At 63.7% G+C, this 18654-nt stretch carries 19 protein-coding genes and 1 pseudogene; 4 read left to right on the forward strand and 16 right to left on the reverse strand.

Annotated features, from left to right (window positions below; genetic code table 11):
- Position 1: 1 nt before the first annotated feature.
- The 10 genes from AC04SG_RS01620 to AC04SG_RS01665 form a co-directional block, all read right to left on the reverse strand.
- Positions 2 to 916 carry a sugar phosphate isomerase/epimerase family protein gene (locus AC04SG_RS01620; RefSeq protein WP_488549656.1) on the reverse strand — a complete coding sequence of 305 codons (915 nt, stop codon included), beginning with the start codon at positions 914 to 916 and terminating at the stop codon, positions 2 to 4.
- A 59-nt stretch (positions 917 to 975) separates the two neighbouring features.
- Entirely contained in the window at positions 976 to 2064 is a 1089-nt protein-coding gene (locus AC04SG_RS01625) for a Gfo/Idh/MocA family protein (protein ID WP_488549657.1), read from the reverse strand.
- Positions 2065 to 2166: 102 nt separating this feature from the next.
- On the reverse strand, positions 2167 to 3231 hold the full coding sequence (locus AC04SG_RS01630) for an ABC transporter ATP-binding protein (protein WP_488549658.1): 1065 nt from the start codon (positions 3229 to 3231) through the stop codon (positions 2167 to 2169).
- Entirely contained in the window at positions 3231 to 4019 is a 789-nt protein-coding gene (locus tag AC04SG_RS01635) for an ABC transporter permease (RefSeq protein WP_488549862.1), read from the reverse strand. The genes AC04SG_RS01630 and AC04SG_RS01635 overlap by 1 nt, the downstream gene beginning before the upstream one ends.
- On the reverse strand, positions 4019 to 4882 hold the full coding sequence (locus AC04SG_RS01640; RefSeq protein WP_488549659.1) for an ABC transporter permease: 864 nt from the start codon (positions 4880 to 4882) through the stop codon (positions 4019 to 4021). Before AC04SG_RS01640 ends, AC04SG_RS01635 begins: the two co-directional genes overlap by 1 nt.
- 66 nt (positions 4883 to 4948) lie before the next feature.
- Positions 4949 to 6004, reverse strand: a complete 1056-nt coding sequence (locus AC04SG_RS01645; protein ID WP_488549660.1) for an ABC transporter substrate-binding protein — start codon at positions 6002 to 6004, stop codon at positions 4949 to 4951.
- 40 nt (positions 6005 to 6044) lie between these two features.
- Entirely contained in the window at positions 6045 to 7007 is a 963-nt protein-coding gene (locus tag AC04SG_RS01650) for a PfkB family carbohydrate kinase (RefSeq protein WP_488549661.1), read from the reverse strand.
- A complete protein-coding gene (locus tag AC04SG_RS01655; protein ID WP_488549662.1) occupies positions 7004 to 8059 on the reverse strand; it encodes an ADP-ribosylglycohydrolase family protein in 1056 nt (351 codons plus the stop codon). The genes AC04SG_RS01650 and AC04SG_RS01655 overlap by 4 nt, the downstream gene beginning before the upstream one ends.
- 3 nt (positions 8060 to 8062) lie before the next feature.
- A complete protein-coding gene (locus AC04SG_RS01660) occupies positions 8063 to 8788 on the reverse strand; it encodes a GntR family transcriptional regulator (protein ID WP_023815836.1) in 726 nt (241 codons plus the stop codon).
- Positions 8789 to 9070: 282 nt separating this feature from the next.
- Entirely contained in the window at positions 9071 to 9841 is a 771-nt protein-coding gene (locus AC04SG_RS01665; protein WP_488549663.1) for an IclR family transcriptional regulator domain-containing protein, read from the reverse strand.
- Positions 9842 to 9951: 110 nt separating this feature from the next.
- Here AC04SG_RS01665 and AC04SG_RS01670 point away from each other — a divergent pair, with 110 nt between their 5' ends.
- The 3 genes from AC04SG_RS01670 to pcaF are packed head-to-tail and all read left to right on the forward strand — an operon-like array spanning position 9952 to position 12801.
- On the forward strand, positions 9952 to 10809 hold the full coding sequence (locus AC04SG_RS01670) for a CoA transferase subunit A (protein ID WP_352583674.1): 858 nt from the start codon (positions 9952 to 9954) through the stop codon (positions 10807 to 10809).
- A complete protein-coding gene (locus AC04SG_RS01675; RefSeq protein ID WP_488549664.1) occupies positions 10806 to 11594 on the forward strand; it encodes a CoA-transferase subunit beta in 789 nt (262 codons plus the stop codon). Before AC04SG_RS01670 ends, AC04SG_RS01675 begins: the two co-directional genes overlap by 4 nt.
- A 1-nt stretch (position 11595) precedes the next feature.
- Entirely contained in the window at positions 11596 to 12801 is a 1206-nt protein-coding gene (gene pcaF, locus AC04SG_RS01680) for a 3-oxoadipyl-CoA thiolase (protein WP_488549863.1), read from the forward strand.
- 13 nt (positions 12802 to 12814) lie between these two features.
- On the opposite strand, the gene pobA is transcribed toward pcaF, so the two are convergent.
- From pobA to pcaD, 6 genes and pseudogenes are all read right to left on the reverse strand, one after another.
- Positions 12815 to 13987 carry a 4-hydroxybenzoate 3-monooxygenase gene (gene pobA / locus AC04SG_RS01685; protein ID WP_488549665.1) on the reverse strand — a complete coding sequence of 391 codons (1173 nt, stop codon included), beginning with the start codon at positions 13985 to 13987 and terminating at the stop codon, positions 12815 to 12817.
- On the reverse strand, positions 13987 to 15039 hold the full coding sequence (locus AC04SG_RS01690) for a 3-carboxy-cis,cis-muconate cycloisomerase (RefSeq protein WP_488549864.1): 1053 nt from the start codon (positions 15037 to 15039) through the stop codon (positions 13987 to 13989). Before AC04SG_RS01690 ends, pobA begins: the two co-directional genes overlap by 1 nt.
- A gap of 123 nt (positions 15040 to 15162) precedes the next feature.
- Positions 15163 to 15624 (reverse strand): annotated as a pseudogene (gene pcaG / locus AC04SG_RS01695) (protocatechuate 3,4-dioxygenase subunit alpha); the annotation flags it as partial.
- Complete coding sequence (gene pcaH, locus AC04SG_RS01700; protein ID WP_488549865.1) at positions 15624 to 16379, reverse strand: protocatechuate 3,4-dioxygenase subunit beta; 756 nt, start codon at positions 16377 to 16379, stop codon at positions 15624 to 15626. The gene pcaH and the pseudogene pcaG, both read right to left, overlap by 1 nt.
- On the reverse strand, positions 16369 to 16782 hold the full coding sequence (gene pcaC / locus AC04SG_RS01705) for a 4-carboxymuconolactone decarboxylase (protein ID WP_192259462.1): 414 nt from the start codon (positions 16780 to 16782) through the stop codon (positions 16369 to 16371). Before pcaC ends, pcaH begins: the two co-directional genes overlap by 11 nt.
- Positions 16775 to 17584 (reverse strand): 3-oxoadipate enol-lactonase, encoded by an 810-nt coding sequence (gene pcaD / locus AC04SG_RS01710; protein ID WP_488549666.1) that lies wholly within the window; start codon positions 17582 to 17584, stop codon positions 16775 to 16777. Before pcaD ends, pcaC begins: the two co-directional genes overlap by 8 nt.
- A gap of 93 nt (positions 17585 to 17677) precedes the next feature.
- Here pcaD and pcaQ point away from each other — a divergent pair, with 93 nt between their 5' ends.
- Positions 17678 to 18595 (forward strand): pca operon transcription factor PcaQ, encoded by a 918-nt coding sequence (gene pcaQ / locus AC04SG_RS01715; protein ID WP_192259466.1) that lies wholly within the window; start codon positions 17678 to 17680, stop codon positions 18593 to 18595.
- The last annotated feature ends 59 nt before the right edge of the window (positions 18596 to 18654 follow it).

The raw sequence follows: 18654 nt of genomic DNA on the forward strand, positions 1-18654 counted from the left end.
CCTACAGACCGTTGGCGCGGAATTTCCCGTCGAGAAATGTTTTAGCGCGCGGCACGTCATCCTCGGTCAGGTGCTCGATGATGACGGGAATGTTCGGATGCTTTTCGCTGAGCCGCTTGAGGTAAAGGTCATAGTTCAGTGAGCCCAAGCCGGGCGCCGGCAATTCGATCTCGCCGACACCGCGGAAGGTCAGCCCCTCATGTGCGTCGGCGTCGCCGATATCGGCATGCTTCTCCGTCTTGTCGGTCCCAGAGCGCTTCACATCCTTGGCATGCGCGATCCTGATCTTGTCGGTCAGCGTGTCGAACACCTGGTTCAGCACCTGGTCCATGCGGTCGATATTGTGCGCCTCGAAATAGTTGGTCGGGTCCATCAACAGGCCAAGGCCCGGGTGATCGACCTGCGCGAACATTTTCACCGTCTCCTCGACCGAGCCGACGACATTGTTGACATAGGTTTCGAGCAGGAACACCGCGCCATGGTCATAGGCGGTCTGGGCAAGATCCGAGATCACCTTGCGGCATTCCTCGAACCCTTCCTCGGTCTTGTTCTTGGGGTGATGCACCCAGTCGGACTCGGTGTTGTAGGTGCCGGTCTCGGAGATCACATAGGGCGAGCCGAAATCGCGCGCGTTGCGGATGATCTCCTTGAGATAACCGACCCGCTTCGCGCGCTCGGCTTTATCGGGATGGATGATGTTGGTGTAGCCCGAGAGACAGCAGACCGGCAGATTGTGGTCGCGGAACGTGTCGCGCACCGTCCTGGCTTTGTCCCTGGTGATCTGCCCGGCTGTAAGATCGATATCCCTGAAATGCAGATCGAGCTGCACCGTGTTGAACCCGAGCCCGCGGATGCGTCTTGCGGCCTCCGCGAGCTCATAGGGGAAATAGCCGGTGAAGATCCCTGCCTGCATCATGATGTGAACTCCTCCCCGTAAGCGATTCAGCCGCCACGCTATTCGGTGGCAAGAAATGTTCAGTCGATCGATATTTCGGACAGTTTTACGGTGCGGCCTTCCGCCATCGAGCGATAGCCGGCCTCGACCAGAGCCATCGTCCTGACATTGTCGGCGACCGATAGCGCCGGCGGCGTGCCCGTCTTCACCGCATGCTGCAACTGTTCCATCACGCCGATGAAGGCGTGCGGGAACCACATCGTCTCCCAGCTCGGGCTGACCCACTTGCCGCCGGTCGCCTCGGTCGAAGCATAGGTCAGCGTCGAGGCCAAACCTTTCGGCCAGCCGATCGTGCCCTTGGCGACACCCTTGGTGCCGTCGACGCGCCAATTGATGTGCTGGTCGTCCTCGTAGCCCTCCTGGCGCGGGCCGGACCAGACATCCTCCAGCGACACCGCGAGCACGCCGGAGGGAAAGCGCAGTGTCGACACGGTAATCCCGTCGGAATGGTCGAACGCCGTGCGCGGGTCCTTGCGCGTCAGCGTGGTGATCTCCGAGGGATCGCCGAACAGGAAGCGCAGCACATCGAGATGATGCACGCTCATATTGGCAAGCGTCAGCCGGTCGTAGTCCGCGAGGAAAGTCTGCCAGTGCGGGATCGCATGCATGTCGATCTGAGCAAAGACGATCTCGCCCAGCGCGCCGCTGTCGATGATCTGCTTCAAGACACGCATCGACTGGTCGTAGCGCATGTTCTGGTTGACCGAGAGGATCTTGCCGGACTTGGCAGCTTCGTCGCGTAGCTTGACCGCTTCCTCGACCGACAGCGCCAGCGGCTTCTGCGCCAGGATCGCCTTGATGTGCTTCTGCTTCAGCGCATGGCGGATCAGCGCCGGCTGCTGGTCGGGCGGAAAGGCAAGGTCGACGATCTCGACCCGCTCGTCCTCGATCAGTTGCTCGGGCGTGTCGTGAACGGTCGCAATGCTCCAGCGCGTCGCCACCTTCTCGGCGCTGGCCTTGGTCCGCGAGGCGATTGCCACCACGAGAAATCCGGCCTGCGCATAGGCGGCGAGATGGCATTCGGCCATGATCATGCCGGCGCCGATGCAGCCGATCCGGTATTCGCTGGTGCGAACCCTCACATCCGGCTCGAAACCCTGGCCTGCCATATCTTCCTCCCGTGGAGGAGGGATATAACGCCACGACCGGCGGATCAGCCAAGGACCGCTCCATCAATTCCCATCAGAACCATGGCAGCGTGACAGTGCGAATTAACTTGCGGCAATCAGCACAGTGCTTTCCGGCGACCAGCTGAGCATCACATCCTGCCCTTCGGCCAGCCGATCGATGCCGGTGTTCTGCACGATGACCTTCAGCGTTTGGCCGGCGCGCTCGACGAAGTATGTACTGTTGTTGCCGGCGAAGATGCGCTTGGAGACCTGGCCCTTCAGCGTGTTGGCATTGCCGCTCGAAGCCCCGGCATCGGTCGCGATACGAATGCGCTCGGGCCGCACCGCGCAGCTGGCCTTCGTACCGGCAGCAAGCCTGTCGCCCACACCGGCGGTGATCGCCGTGCCGTCCGGCAGGCGGATACCGTTGCCTGTCGCATCGCCGCGAAAAATGTTGGCGTCGCCGAGGAAGGTGGCGGCGAATTCGCTCTTCGGCCGGTCGTAGATTTCCTCCGGCGGCCCTTCCTGCACCAGCCTGCCGTCGCGCAATATGCCGATGCGATCGCTCATCGTCAGCGCCTCTTCCTGGTCGTGGGTGACGAAGATGGTGGTGATGCCGATCTCGCGCTGGATGCGCTTCAGCTCGATCTGCATGTCGACGCGCAACGCCTTGTCGAGCGCGCCGAGCGGCTCGTCGAGCAACAGCACGCGCGGTTTGGTAACGATGGCGCGCGCCAGTGCGACGCGCTGGCGCTGGCCGCCGGAGAGTTCGTGCGGCCGGCGCTCGCCAAGCTTGCCGAGTTGGACGAGATCGAGCGCGCGCTGGACTTCGGTGGCGATCGTCGCTTTCGCTTCGCCGCGCACCGACAGGCCGAAGGCGATATTGTGGGCGATGCTCATATTGGGAAACAGTGCGTAGTTCTGGAACACCATGCCGATGCGCCGCTTTTCGACCGGCACGTGTTCTACACTTTCACCGCCAATGGCGATGCGGCCGGTATCAGGGAAATCGAAGCCTGCGATTTGCCTGAGCAACGTGGTCTTGCCGCTGCCCGATGGACCAAGCAGCGCATAGAAGCCGCCATCGGCAAAATCGATGGAGACGTCGTCCAGCGCCTTGTGCGCGCCAAAACTGCGCGAGACATTCGATACCTGCACGCCAGCCATTATTTCTCTCCGCCGAATTTGAAGAAGCGCGCCGTGAGCAGCATCAGCGCCATCGACACGACAATGATAATGGTCGAGACCGCATTGATCTCGGGCGTGAAACCCTTGCGGATCGCGGCATAGATTTCGACCGGCAGCGTCGTCTGCCCCGGCGTCGCCAGGAAGTAGGAGACGACGAACTGGTCGAACGACACGGCAAACGCGAACAAGCCGCCGGCGATGACGCCGGGCATGATCCATGGCAACGTCACGCGGGCTGTGACCTGCCACTGATTGGCGCCGAGCGACCGCGCCGCCTCTTCCAGTTCCGGCGCAAAAGTCTGCAGCCGGGCCGATACGACGACGATGACATAGGGCAACGCCAGCGCCACATGGCCGAGCAGGATGGCGAACAGGCCGCGCCCGATGCCGACGCCGAAGAAGAAGATCAGCATCGCCGTGCCGGTGATCAGCCACGGAATGGCGATCGGCGGAAACAGCAGCGCCTGCAGGAATTTCTTGCCGCGGAAGTCGTAGCGGTAGAACGCCAGCGATGCTGCCGAGCCAAGCACCACGCAGATGATGGTGGTGATCACTGCGATCTCCAGGCTGTTCCAGGTGGCAGCGATGAGCTGGTCGTTCTGCCATAGCGAAGCGTACCATTCCGTCGTCCATTCGAACGGCAGCTGATAGAACGGCGAGACGTTGAGCGACATCAGCGCCATGATGATGATCGGCAGATAGAGGAAGGTGAGCAGCAGGCCGATATAGAAGCGGCCGAGCCCTTCGAGGACGCGGGTCGTCATCATCACGCGGCCCTCTTGAGCACCGGCGAGGCAACCGCCAGGATCACCAGCACGACCGCCAGCAGGATGAAGGACAAAGCCGCCCCCAGCGGCCAGTTGAATACTGCGACGAACTGGTCCTCGATGATCGTTCCGTAGAACGTGCCGGTGCGCCCGCCAAGAATGCGCGGCTCCATGAAAGAGCCGACAACCGGCACGAAGATCAGCGCGGCACCCGCCACCAGTCCGGGCATCGACAGCGGGATGATCACCCGCTTCAGCACCTGCAACCGCGAGGCGCCGAGCGAGCGAGCGGCCTCGATCAGCGAGTCGTCAATTGCTTGCAGCGTTAAATAGCAGGTCAGCACCATGTAGGGCACGTAGGAGTGCACCAGACCGATGATGACGGCCGGGTACGAATACATCAGATCGATGTTGATCTTGAACGGCAGCACCGCATTGAGCGCCGTGTCGAGAATGCCGCCCTCGCGCAAAACCATCGCCCATGAGAAAATGCGCACCAGCCCGTTCGACCAGAACGGCAGGATCACGAGCAGGAAGATTGCCTCGCGGCTGCGGCCCTTCAGCACCTTGGCCAGCACATAGGCCGCAGGATAGCCGATGATGACGCACCACAGCGTCACTTCGAGGCCGAGCCTGAGCGAGGCGAGCAGCAGCGTCAGGTAAAGGCTTTGCGAGAAGAAGGCGGCATAGTTGCCGAGCGTAAAAGCCCATGGCTTTCCCGACAGCGGCAGGTCGGTCATGAAGGAGAAGAACACCATGGCCGAAAGCGGCAGGAAGATCGCCGCCGTCAGCCAGAGATAGGCCGGCGCCAGCAGCGGCAGCGCCGAGCTCAGCCCGCTGCGCGACGTACCCTGCGCTGCCATGGTAACCCTCCTCCCAGGATTGAAAGACCAGCCGGCGCGAACCGCCGGCTGGCCGGGACGCAAGCTTTACTTCACGTCGACCTTGAGCTGCTGCCACAGCGCCAGATAGGCTTCGCGCTGTTTGTCGGTGATCGGCGCCTGGAACTGGATGCGTTTGGCGACCTCGGGATCGCCCATCACCTTGCGGTTGAAGGCATCCTCCGGCAGCGCTTCCACCGCCTTGGTGTTGGCGGAGACGGGAGCGCCGACCTTGGTGACCCATTCGACATAGAATTTCGGGTCGATCATGTAGCTGATGAAGGCTTCGGCGCCCTCGACATTCTTCGAACCGGCCGGAATGGAGAAAGCATCGAGCCAGGCGACGGCGCCCTCCTGCGGGATGACCAGCGAGACCGGTAGCTTGAAGTGGGTCTTGGCGCGGTCGGCCGAACCGCTCCAGTAGGTGCCGATGTCGATCTGGTTGGAGGCGACCATCTGGTTCCAGTCGTTCTCCGAGCTCCAGAAGGTCTTGATCTGCGGCATCAGCGAGGTCAGCTTCGCCTTGACCGCCTCCATATCCTTGATGTCGTTGATATTCTGGCCGGTGGCGATGGCCCCGAACTGGACCGCCTCGACGGCGTCGTCGCGAATGACTACGCGGCCCTTATGCGCGGCATTCCACATTTCGGCGATTGATGTCGGCGGCTTGTCGAAGGACTTTTCGTTGATGGCAAGCGCCGTCAGCCCCCACACCCACGGCACGCCATAGACCTTGCCGTCATGGACGAGCATCGGCGAGCTCGCTTTGTCCGGGCTGATATTGGCATAGTTGGAAAGCTTCGACACATCGATCGGCTGGATCAGCTTTTCCGCCATCGCCTGGTCGTTGAAGGCGGCATTGATCATGACGACGTCGTAGAGCCCCGGGTTGGTCCGGATCTTGGTCAGCATTTCCTGTTCGGAATTGAAGAAGTCGTTGATGACCTTGTTGCCGGTCGCCTTCTCGAAGGCTTCGACGGCCCACGGCTCGTCGGCGCCGTAGCCCTTCCAGTTGAGCACGTGCACTTCGCCGGCGCTGGCGGCCAGCACCGAGGCGATGACGGAGGTTGCAGTCAGGAAAGCGGTCAGTCTGGGCATACGCATGTTCGTTCCTCTCATTGTTTGCCCGCTTGGCGGGGCATGTTTAGGCCTGTTGCTTCCGGTCATGCTCGTGATCATCGGCATGGCTCAGGAATGTCTGGATCTCTCTGTCCGTCGGCGCCGATGATCCGCCATGGCGAGTGACCGAAAGCGCCGCCGCCGCATTGGCGTAGCGCGCCGCCTCAAAAGCCGGCATCCCGCGTGACAATGCGCTGACGAAGGCGCCGATATGGGTGTCGCCGGCGCCATTGGTGTCGATTGCATCGACCTTGAAGCCGGGAATGGTTTGCGCACTGCCGTCAGCCAACTGCACGAAGCAGCCCTTCGCGCCGGCGCGAATGACAACGCCTTCGGCCTTCGGGCAATGATCGGCGAGAAGTCGGCGTGCGAGGGTTTCGACATCGCCAAGGCCGGCGATCTCGGCCGCTTCGGTCGTGTTGCAGCTCAACCAAGTCGTGCCGGCAAGCACCCGCGACAGGATTGGGCGCGAAATGTCCGCAATGATTGGCGTCGGATCAAACACAAACGGAATACCTGCTGGCAGCGCCTCGATCCAGTCGGTCAGCGCGTCGCGGCTGCCGGGATAGCTCAGCGTGTAGCCTGAGGTGAACACCCAGTCGCCGGATGCCGCGACCACGGGCGCCATCATGGCGAGGCTGAGAATGCTCTCCGCGCCGGGCCAAGAGACGAAGGTGCGTTCGGCATCGCTCGAGATCATGGCGACGCAATTGCCGCTGTCCATCGCAGATGATGGCGGCGTCAGCGTTTCGATACCTTCGCCCGCAAGCGCAGCGCGCAGGAAATCGCCATTTGGCCCGCTGCCGAGTTGGCCGCCGAACACAACCGTCATGCCGGTGCGGCAGGCCGCAACCATCATGTTGAAGCCGCCGCCGGCGACCTGCGCATAACTTGAAGCTGTCTTCTCCGTACCAGGCGCCGGCAACACATCGATGCGGTAGACATGGTCGACCACCGCGCTGCCGACATGGACGAGGCGCCCGCTCATGCCGCGGCGTCCTTGCCGGAGCCGGTCTTGTCCGTGCGGCCCTTGAACAGCCTTGCTGCAACCAGATCGGCTGCCAGCGTCCGAACCTCGGCCATGTCGATACCCCTAAGGCCGGCGATCCGGTCCTGCGGCAATTGCGAAAAGCCGATGCAGGCTCCAGCCATGCCTGCGGCAATGGCACCGATCGTGTCGGTGTCGCCGCCGAGATTGGCGCTGATGACAGCGGCCTTCCAGGGATCGCCGTTGGAGACTTCTAGCACCGCGAAGGCGGCCGGGACCGATTCCTGGCTGGCGACGCCGGTGCCGACAAGTTCGGTGATGAGCCCGATCGCATCCTTCATGGTCTTGTCACGCACGAGCTCCTGCGCCAGGACTATGCGTGCGGCGATGTCGCCGCCGGTCACCCAGTGGCCGACCTTGGCCCCTCGCCTCGCCGCCGCGACGGCGCTGTCGGAAGCAGCACGCCAGTCGCCGCCGGCGACGCCGCGACTGACAGCGGCCGCGACCGCGGCGGCCGAGGCAATGGCGATCGAGGTGTTGTGCGTGGGACGGCAGGTCTCCGCCACTTTGGCCACAAACGCATCGAGCGGCTCCAGCGGCATCATGATGCCGACAGGCGCGATGCGCATGGCCGCGCCATTGGTGTCGCCGCTGCGCCCGGCTTCTTCGGCCGGCACACCATTGTTGATGGCATCGATGGCGCGCTTGGTCGACGGTCCCAGCAGATCATAGCTGCCGCGTGCCTTGACCTCGCGTTCCCAGTCGAGCAGCGCATTGACCCAGCGCGCATGGTCGAAACGGTCGCCGGACTCGACAAGAATGCGGCCGAGCAGCAGCGCCTGTTCGGTGTCGTCGGTGATGGTGCCGGCCACGAGCCCCCTGGACACCGGATGGTCGGCGAAAGGCGCGACGAAATCCTCGACATGGCCATAGAGTTCGGCAATACGGGCCGGCGACAAAAGCTGCGTCGGCATGCCGAGCGCATCGCCCAGCGCCCCGCCGACAAGCGCGCCCAGCGCGCGATCAATGACCTTGTCGGCTGCATCCGGCATCGCTCAAAACCTCATATGCAGCGCAAAATGCGCCGGGTTGAGCAGGCTGGTGACATACTCGATCGGCCGGTCGTCTGCGGCGCGCGTCAGCCGTCGCCCGCGCAGGAAGGGCGTGCCTTGCGGGCAGCCGAGAATGGCCGCGTCCTCGGCGTTGAGCATCTCGATGCCGACCCATTCCTCGCCATGGTCGGGAATGAGCCCGGCGGCCCGCAGCGTCTGGTGCAACGAGCCTTCGCGCAAGCCGCGCAGCGGCACATCCTCGAGTTCAGGCGACAGCGGCAGCCGGCTGCGCTCGATGGAGATTGCATGGCCGTCGCTGGCATTGGTGCGCACCCGGTCGACGGCGATGAAGAACGGGCTTTCGATGCCAAGCAGCGCGGCAAGATCGGCATCCTCGATCACTTCCAGCCGCAGCGTCCGCGTCTCGGCATTGGCGCCGGCATTGGCCAGCGCCCGGGACCAGCCGATGCTGTCATCGACCGGCTTGCCGTCGAAGGTGACGAAGGAACCAATGCCGACCTTGGTGGTGATCAGCCCGCGGCTGGACAGTTCTTCAAGGCCTTTGCGAACCGTGTTGCGGCTGACGGAGAAGCGCTGGACGAGTTCGTTTTCGCTTTGCAGGCGGTCGCCGAAGCCAAGCACGCCGGAGCGGATTTCATGTTCGAGAACGGTGGCGATCTGCTCGGGCTTGCCCGTGCCGGGAGACAGTTGAACCGCGCGCCGCTTCATATGGGTACCTGTTCAGTGAACCTGTATAGTCCTGTTCAATATTGGAGTTTTGACGTGAGGTCAACGGGATTCGTTAGGAGCGCATGCGCTGCTCCTCACCTGCCTGCCGGCACTCTCCCCGTAAACGGGGCGAGGGGCGCTCTCATCGACGATTTCGCCACTCACCAACATTCAGAAATGAAGCCGGCAATGCGGGGGCCAGCCTCTTTCTCCCCCGTAAACGGGGAGAAATGCCCGGCAGGGCAATGACGGCAGTACGCGTTTAGGCGATTAGCCTGCTGCTCAAACGAAGAAGAATTCTTCGATGCGCCGTTTCGCCTTGCCCAGCTCAGGCAGGACATCCCGTTCCATCGCCTCGACGGAAAACCGCGCCGATTGGGTCGAGACGTTGATCGCCGCGACGGTCTTGCCGGCGCGATCACAGATCGGCACGGCGATCGAGCGCAGGCCGAGCTCCAGTTCCTCATCGACGATGGCAAAGCCACCCGCCCTCGCGGCGTCGATCGCCTTGCTGAGGGCTGCGCGACTGGTGATCGTCTTCGGCGTCCGCCGCTCGATCTTTGCTTCGGCAAGGAAGGCCTTCAGCTCGCCCGGCGCGAGCCCCGCAAGCAGAACCCGTCCCATCGAGGTGCAATACGCCGGCAGCCTGGTGCCGACATCGAGCGATACGCTGAGGATGCGCCGGCCGGGGATGCGCGCGACATAGACGACATCCTCGCCCGACAGCACCGCCGCATTGCAGGCCTCGTTGAACTGCCCTGCCACCTCTCGCAGGATCGGTGCCGCGAAGGTCCACAGCGAAGCGCCGCCAAGCCAGGTCCGCACAATGGTCAACAGGCGCGGCGAAAGCGAAAACAGCCGGCCGGATTGCGTCGCATAACCGGTAGCGGTCAGCGTCAGCAGAAATCGGCGCGCGCCGGCGCGAGTCAGCCCCGCCTCTTCCGCCATCTCGGTCAGCGTCAAGCCCGCCGGATGCCGGGCAAGGATCTCCATGACCGCAAGGCCGCGTTCCAGCGAACCGACATGGTCGCGCGTCGTTGCCTCGTCGTCCATGCGGCCTCCGCGAAACAATGCGTCGCCATTGACTCATCGTGGCGACCCGATGTAAAAGTATTACATACAAAACAAATGTTCGCAATACAAACTTTTGGAGTTTCCCTGCGATGGTCAAATTCCTGCCGCTCAGTGAGGCCGTGGCCGAGAATCTGCATGATGGCGACGCGGTCGCTTTCGAGGGTTTTACCCATCTGATCCCGACGGCGGCGGCGCATGAGGCGATCCGCCAGGGCTTTCGCGATCTCACGCTGATCCGCATGACCCCCGACCTGATCTACGACCAGATGATCGGCATGGGCATGGCGAAGAAGATCATCTTCTCCTATGTCGGCAATCCCGGCGTCGGCCTGCTGCGGCGCGCCCGCGACGCCATCGAGAACAGCTTTCCCCGAGCGATCGAGATCGAGGAGCACAGCCATGCCGGCATGGCCAACGCCTATGAGGCGGGCGCGGCCGGACTGCCCTGTGCGGTGTTTCGCGGCTATCGCGGCGCTGGGCTTGTCGCCGTCAATCCGAACATCAAGTCGGTCACTTGTCCGTTCACCGGCGAAGTGCTGGCGGCGGTTCCCTCGATCCGCCCGGACGTCACCTTCATCCACGCCCAGAAGGCCGACAAAAAGGGTAATGTGCTGGTCGAAGGCATTGTCGGCATCCAGAAGGAAGCAGTGCTGGCAGCAAAACGCGCTGTGGTGACGGTGGAGGAAGTCGTCGACAATTTCGACGACCTGCACCCCAATCTGACCGTGCTGCCGCGCTGGACCATCGCTGCGATATCGGTGGTGCCCGGCGGCTCGCATCCCTCCTACACGCACGGCTATTATGCGCGTGACAACGCCGCCTATCTCGAATGGGACGAGATCGCCGCCGACCGTGAAAAATTCCAGGCCTGGATGCAGGCCAATGTCATCGAACGCACGGCCGATGATTTCGCGGCCCGAGTCGAACATCTGAGGAGCGCGGCATGAGCGGCTTCACCCCCAATGAGATGATGACCATCGCCGCCAGCCGCGCCTTGAAGAACGACGATGTCTGTTTCGTCGGCATCGGCGCGCCGTCGGCCGCCTGCAACGTCGCGCGGCTGACGCATGCGCCCGACATCACGCTGATTTATGAAAGCGGCACCATCGGCACCGCGCCCGATGTTTTGCCGCTGTCGATCGGCGACGGTGAACTCTGCGACACCGCCGTCACCACCGTCTCGGTGCCCGAAATGTTCCGCTACTGGCTGCAGGGCGGCCGCATCTCCATCGGCTTCCTCGGCGCGGCGCAGCTCGACAAGTTCGGCAACATTAACACCACCGTCATCGGCGACTATGCGCATCCCAAGACCCGCCTGCCCGGCGGCGGCGGCGCGCCGGAGATCGCCACCTCGTCGAAGGAGATCTACATCACCATGGCGCAATCGAAGCGCGGCATGGTCGAAAAGATCGACTTCTTCACCTCCTTCGGTCATGGCGACGGCGGCGACCATCGCCAGCGCCTCGGCATCGACACATCAGGGCCGACGCTGCTGATCACCGACCTCGCCATCTGGAAGCCCGACCCGGTGACCAAGGAGTTCACCGTGGTGTCGCTGCATCCCGGCGTGACGCGCCAACAGGTGCAGGACACTTGCGGCTGGACCGTGAGATTTGCCGATGCGCTTGAAGAGACGCCGGCGCCGACCACGCTCGAACTGACGACATTGCGCGACCTGCAGGCCCGCACCAAGGCGGCGCATGAGGGAAGCGGAAAACAAAAGGCTGCATGACATGGCCGAGGCCTTCATCTGCGACTACATCCGCACCCCGATTGGCCGCTTCGGCGGCTCGCTTTCCTCTGTGCGCGCCGACGACCTCGGCGCCATCCCGCTGAAGGCGCTGATCGAGCGCAATGCCGGCATCGACTGGCAGGCGGTCGACGATGTTGCCTACGGCTGCGCCAACCAGGCCGGCGAGGACAATCGCAATGTAGCGAGGATGTCGCTGCTGCTCGCTGGATTGCCGAAGGAGGTTTCCGGCTCGACCGTCAATCGCCTCTGCGGTTCCGGCATGGATGCCGTCACCATCGCCGCCCGCGCCATCAAATCGGGCGAGGCCGAATTGATGATTGCCGGTGGCGTCGAATCGATGAGCCGCGCGCCCTTCGTCATGCCCAAGGCCGAGACCGCCTTTTCGCGCCATGCCGAGATTTACGACACCACCATCGGCTGGCGCTTCATCAACCCGCTGATGAAGAAACAGTACGGCGTCGATTCCATGCCCGAGACCGGCGAGAACGTCGCCGAGGATTTTTCGGTGTCGCGCGCCGACCAAGATGCGTTCGCCGTGCGCAGCCAGGACAAGGCCGTCGCCGCGCAGGCGAATGGCCGGCTGGCGAAGGAGATCACTCCGGTGACCATCCCGCAGAAAAAGGGCGATGCGGTCATCGTCTCCAAGGATGAGCATCCTCGCGCCGGAACCACGGTCGAGTCCTTGGCCAAATTGCCGACGCCGTTCCGCCAAGGCGGGACGGTCACCGCCGGCAATGCGTCCGGCGTCAACGATGGCGCCGCGGCGCTGATCATCGCGTCGGAAGCGGCTGTGAAAAAATACGGACTGACGCCGATCGCCCGGATCCTCGGCGGTGCCGCCGCCGGCGTGGCGCCGCGCATCATGGGCATCGGCCCGGCGCCGGCGACGAAAAAGCTCTGTGCCCGTCTCGGCCTGACGCCGCAACAATTCGATGTCATCGAACTCAACGAAGCTTTCGCCTCGCAAGGTATCGCCGTGCTGCGCCAACTCGGCATCGGCGAGGACGCGGACTACGTCAATCCCAATGGGGGCGCCATCGCACTCGGCCACCCGCTCGGCATGTCGGGCGCGCGCATCACCGGTACCGCGGCGCTGGAGCTGCGCGAGCGCGACGGCCGTTATGCGCTGGCCACCATGTGCATCGGCGTCGGCCAAGGCATCGCAGTGGCGCTCGAGCGCGTTTGAGATCGCACCGCCCTCAATACGGTAGACCGACATAGTTCTCGGCCAGCGCGGTCGACGCCGCCTGCGAATGCACGAGATAGTCGAGTTCGGCCTCCTGGATGCGCTGGCCGAACTCGCCGGTATCGGGAAAGCGATGCAGCATCGTCGTCATCCACCAGGAAAAGCGTACCGCCTTCCACACTCGCGCCAGCGCCTTGGCCGAATAGGCGTCGAGCCCACCCAGTGATTTGTCCAGGTAGAATTCGCGAAGTCCGGCAAAGAGATAGCGCACGTCGCTGGCAGCGAGGTTGAGCCCCTTGGCGCCGGTCGGCGGCACGATGTGGGCGGCGTCCCCGACCAGGAACAGCCGGCCAAAACGCAGCGGCTCGGCAACGAAGGAGCGCAGCGGCGCGATCGACTTTTCGAAGGACGGGCCCGTAACGACGGCGGCAGCCGTCCGTTCCGGCAGGCGGCGGCGCAACTCATCCCAGAAGCGGTCGTCGCTCCACGCCTCGACCCGCTCGTCGGCCGGAACCTGCACATAGTAGCGGCTGCGATGGGTCGAGCGCATCGAGCACAGCGCAAAGCCGCGCTCGTGATTGGCATAGACCAGTTCGTGATCGGCCGGCGGCACCTCGGCCAGCACGCCGAGCCAGCCGAACGGATAGGTCCGCTCGAAGGTTTTCAGCGCGCGCTCGGGCGCCGATTTGCGGCTGACGCCGTGATAGCCGTCACAGCCGGCGATGAAGTCGCAGTCGATGCGGTGGCTGACGCCATCCTTGTCATAGGTGACGAAGGGCGCTTCGCCATCGAAACCATGCAGCGCGACATTGGCCGCCTCATAGACGGTGGCCAGTCCCGCCGCCTCGCGCTTGTCCATCAGATCGTGGGTCACCTCGGTCTGGCCATAGACGGTGACGTGCTTGCCGCCGGTCAGCGCCGTGAGATCAAGCCTGTGCAGGCTGCCGCCGAAGGCAAGCGAAATGCCGGCGTGCAGCAGGCCTTCGGCATGCAGCCTTGCAGCGGCGCCCGCCTCCTCCAGCAATTCGACCGTGCCCTGTTCGAGCACCCCTGCCCGCACACGGCCAAGCACGTGCTCCCGGCTCGAACGCTCGAGGATCACCGTCTCGACGCCGATGCCGCTGAGCAGTTGGCCGAGCAGCAGGCCAGACGGTCCGGAGCCGACAATGACGATCTTTGTACGCATCAGTGCCCCAGGCTTTCGATCTCTCCGGCGAGCTCCGCGGCGAGCCGTAGTGCAGCCGCGGTCGCAACCGCCATTTGCGGCAGAAGCAGCCACTCCAGCGTCCACGCCGCGCCCGAGCGCTCTTGCTCGTGCACCAGCGCCTGGTGCACGCCGGAAAGCTGCGTGGCGTTGAAGCGCGCCAGCGCCACCAGCGCTTCGGCCTTCACCGGGTTCTGCTTGTGCGGCATGGCCGACGAGCCGCCGCCGCCGGACAGCGTGATCTCGGTGCCGGCCTGCGCCATCAGCGCAATGTCCTGGCCGAACTTGCCGAGGCCGCCAGTGATGAGCGACAGCAAGCTGGCGAATTCGGCCAGCGCATCGCGCTGGCTGTGCCATTGCGGTGCGTCGCCAAGGCCGAGTTTTGCGGCAAGGGCCGCGCGCACCGCAGGACCCTTGTCGCCGAGCTTTTCCAGCGTGCCAGCGGCGCCGCCAAATTGCACTACGAGCAAACGTGGCGACTGTTGCGACAATCTCTGCTGATGCCGCTGTAGCGGTGCTCGCCACGCTGCGACACGGTCCGACACTTTTATTGGGATCGCCACCTGCATCCGTGTCATCCCGGCCAATGTCCTGCCCCCGAAACGCTCTTCCAACGCCGTCAGCCGCACGATGTTTTCAATCAGCAAGAGATCGAGATGGTCGATCACGCGGCGCAGCCGAAGCGCCAGGCCAGTGTCGATGACATCCTGGCTGGTTGCGCCGAAATGCACGCTGGCCTCGTGCGGCGCGCCGACCGCTGCCTTCAACTGGCGCACCAGTTCGGGCACGATCACGCCGTCCTTGGCCACCCCAGCCCGTAGCCGCGCGGTATCCGGCTTGTAGGACAACAGGACAGACACGATCGCAGCCGCGGCGTCCTTGCCGATGATCCCGCTTTCGGCTTGCGCTTCCGCCAGAGCGCGCTCGAAATCGAGCATGGCAGCGATTTCGGCATCGGCGGAAAAATGCCGCGCGGCCTCCTCATCGCCGAGCAGGCCGGACAGCAGCGGATGGTCGAAGGGCGATACAGTCATGTCTCTGGTCTCGCAGAGCAATTCCAGGAAAAGTGTGAAGCGGTTTTCCGTCCGGAATTGCGTCAAGAAAAAATAGCTAGAGCGGTTCGTCGTTTCCAGGAAAAGAAGAACCTTCTCCTCGTCGGAGAAATAGAGCCGTGTGTGGAGGCCGATATTGATGCCCCGCGCCACGACCCACAGGCTGATATGCGGCGCCATCAGCCGCCCGTCGCCATACGGCACGCGGCCCGGCTTGATCGTCTCGAAGCTGCACAGGCCGGTTTCCATGTCGGTCGGCTGACGGCCCCAGCCCTGAAAATCCGGATCGGCATCGCCGCGTAATTCCGCAGGCGAATTGTAGAACCCATTCGCATCCGCCTGCCAGATTTCGATCAGCGCATCCCGGAGCGGCGTGCCGGTGCCGTCGAGCACGCGGATGCGCAAGCCGATGCGCTCGCCCTTGGTCCTGTCGTTGAGCATGGTCGCGCCAAGGTCCGTGGCATAGACGCCGCCGATGCCGCCGAAATTCGGCGTCAGCCCGATATGGACATAAGGCCCCGCGGTTTGCGACGGGCTCTCCTTCAGCCGGGTGAGCGCCTGCGCCATCAATTGCCCTCCGGCCGGTTTTCGAACAGCGAGGCGCGGCGTCCGCGCAGCACGATGTCGAACTTGTAGGCGCGCGCGTCGAAGGGGATCGTTGCCTGCATGTCGAGGGCGGCGATCAGTGTTTCGATGGCCGCCTTATCCGGGATGCCGCGCACGATCGGGCAGCGCCAGATCAGCGGGTCGCCCTCGAAATACATCTGCGTGATCAGACGTTGCGCAAAACCGTGGCCGAATACCGAGAAATGGATGTGCGAGGGCCGCCAGTCATTGGGGCCGTTCGGCCAGGGATAGGGACCGGGCTTGACCGTGCGAAAGGCATAGCTGCCATCGGCGTTGGTGATGGTGCGGCCGCAGCCGCCGAAATTCGGATCGAGGGGCGCGAGATACCCGTCCTTCTTGTGGCGGTAGCGGCCGCCCGCATTGGCCTGCCAGAATTCGAGCAGCGCGCCCGAGACGCCAACGCCCCGCTCGTCGAGCACGCGCCCATAGACGATGATGCGCTCGCCGATGGCGCTCTCGCCGGGCTTGGCGAAATTGTGGATGAGGTCGGCGTCGAGTTCGCCCAGAATGGCGTGGCCGAACACCGGACCGGTGATTTCCGACGCCGTGTTGTCGAAGGCCACCAGCGCCTTCTGAGGCGAGCGCAGCACCGATGTCTTGTAGTCCGGCGTCAGCGCTGGCGGATGCCAGTTCCTGTCGCGCTGGAAGAAGGCGCCGGTCTCGGGCCTGCGGTTCGAGCCGGCATCAGCTGGCATGGCCATTCCTGCTTCCGTCCATTTCCGAAAACACCTCCTTGGCGATCCTGAAGGCGCGGTTGGCCGCCGGCACGCCGGCGTAGATCGCCACATGCAGGAACGCTTCGCAGATGTCGTCACGCGAGGCGCCGGTGTTGGCGGTGGCGCGCACATGCATGGCGACCTCTTCATCATGGCCGAGTGCGGCGAGCAGGGCCAGCGTCACGATCGAGCGCTCGCGCTTGCTGAAACCCGGCCGCGCCCACACCGTCCCCCAGGCTGCCTCTGTGATCAGCTCCTGGAACGGCCGGTCGAAATCGGTGACGGCATCCTCGCTGCGGTCGACATGCGGGTCGCCGAGCACCGAGCGCCGCACCGTCAGACCGGTCCGGTATCTGGTCGTGGTCTTGGACACTTCATCCATGGATCTGCTTTCTCTGAGGAAGCGACGCGAGAAATTCTCGGATCAGGGCGGTCAGCGCACCGGGCTGCTCGACGCAAGGAATGTGGCCGGCATCCCGGATGATCTCGAAGCGCGCGCCGGGAATGAGTTCGGCCAGCCAGCGAACCAGGTCCGGCGGCGTCGAGCCGTCCTGGTCGCCGACGACGCAAAGCGTGGGCACCGCGATAGCCTGAGCGACCTCGGTGAAATCGGCGTCGCGCACTGCGGCGCAGGTGCCGACATAACCGGCGACGGCTTGCCGGGTCATCATGTTCCAGTAGCCGTCAAGCTCGGCGATCCGGTCCGTATGGAAGGCCGGGGTGAACCACAGTTTAAGCACGGCGTCGGCGATGGCCTGGATGCCTTTGCTTTCGACGGTTGCTATGCGGGTGTTCCAGCTGTCGGCGGTGCCGATCTTGTGCGCCGTGTCACACAGGATGAGACCTTCGACGATGTCGGGGCGCCTTGCATAGAACCCTTGCGCGATGAGGCCGCCGACCGACAGGCCGCAGATCACGACGTCGGTCAGCCCGAAATGATCGATGAGGCCGGAGAGATCATCGACATGATCGTCAATCGAGGTGATGCCGCCAATGTCGGAAAGACCGTGGCCGCGCTTGTCGTAAACCAGCAAGGGCATGTCAGCGTTCAAGTCAGACACCACTTCGTCCCAGATGCGGAAGTCGGTACCGAGCGAATTGATAAACACGACTGGCCGCGCGTCCCCATTCGCCCTGAAGTTGCGATGGTGGAGCGTGATGCCGCCAATGTTGACGAATGGCACGATTTCGATCCTCCGTGTTCACATTGCACAAGGCATTTGGTTTGGTAAAATGATATTTTGCGCCGTTTCATTAACTGGGAGGTTACGAAAACCATGTCCGAAAGCCGCATAAGGTTCCGTCACCTGCAGGCATTCCTTGAGGTAGCGCGGCAAGGCAGCGTGGCGAGGGCGGCCGATTTTCTTCACGTCAGTCCGCCGGCGGTGACCAAGACGCTGCGCGAACTGGAAGAGGCGCTTGGCATCGCCGTCGTCGAACGCGACGGCCGCGGCATCAGGGTGACACGACTCGGCGAAATCTTCCTCGGTCATGCCGGCACCGCGATCACAGCCTTGAAGCGTGGCGTCGATTCCGTCCGCCAGGACGGCGCCATCAACCGCCATCCGATCCGCATCGGCGCGCTGCCCACAGTGTCGGCCAGGGTCATGCCGCTCGCCATGAGTCTGTTCCTGAGTGAAAATACGGGAGCGGCGATCAAGATCGTCACCGGTGAGAATGCCGTGCTGCTCGAACAGTTGCGCGTCGGCGCGCTCGATCTTGTTGTCGGCCGGCTGGCGGCACCGGAAAACATGACCGGCTTCTTCTTCGAGCATCTCTATTCCGAACAGGTTCTGTTCGTGGTGCGGGCCGGCCACCCCTTGGCGCAGCCGGGCCAGGACATCTTCGCCCGCCTCGATGAGTTCCCGGTGCTGATGCCGACCCGGGAATCGGTCATCCGCCCGTTCGTCGACCGCCTGTTCATCACCAATGGCATGACCGCGCCGGCGACCGAAATCGAGACCGTCTCGGATTCCTTCGGCCGCGCCTTCCTGCGGCAAAGCGATGCCGTCTGGATCATCTCGACCGGCGTCGTCGCCAATGAAATCTCCAGCGGCGCCTTCGTCGCTCTGCCGGTCAACACCGAAGAGACCAAGGGACCTGTCGGGCTGACGATGCGGACCGACACGGCCCCCTCGCCGGCCTTCGCTATCCTGCTGAAAACCATCCGCGAGGCAGCCAGCCGAGGCGGCTGAGGCAGTCGTCCTCGCGGGAGCAGAGCGATCAGATCAGTCCTACAGATCTGTGTGAATGG

This window comes from Mesorhizobium sp. CNPSo 4684 (assembly GCF_057784315.1).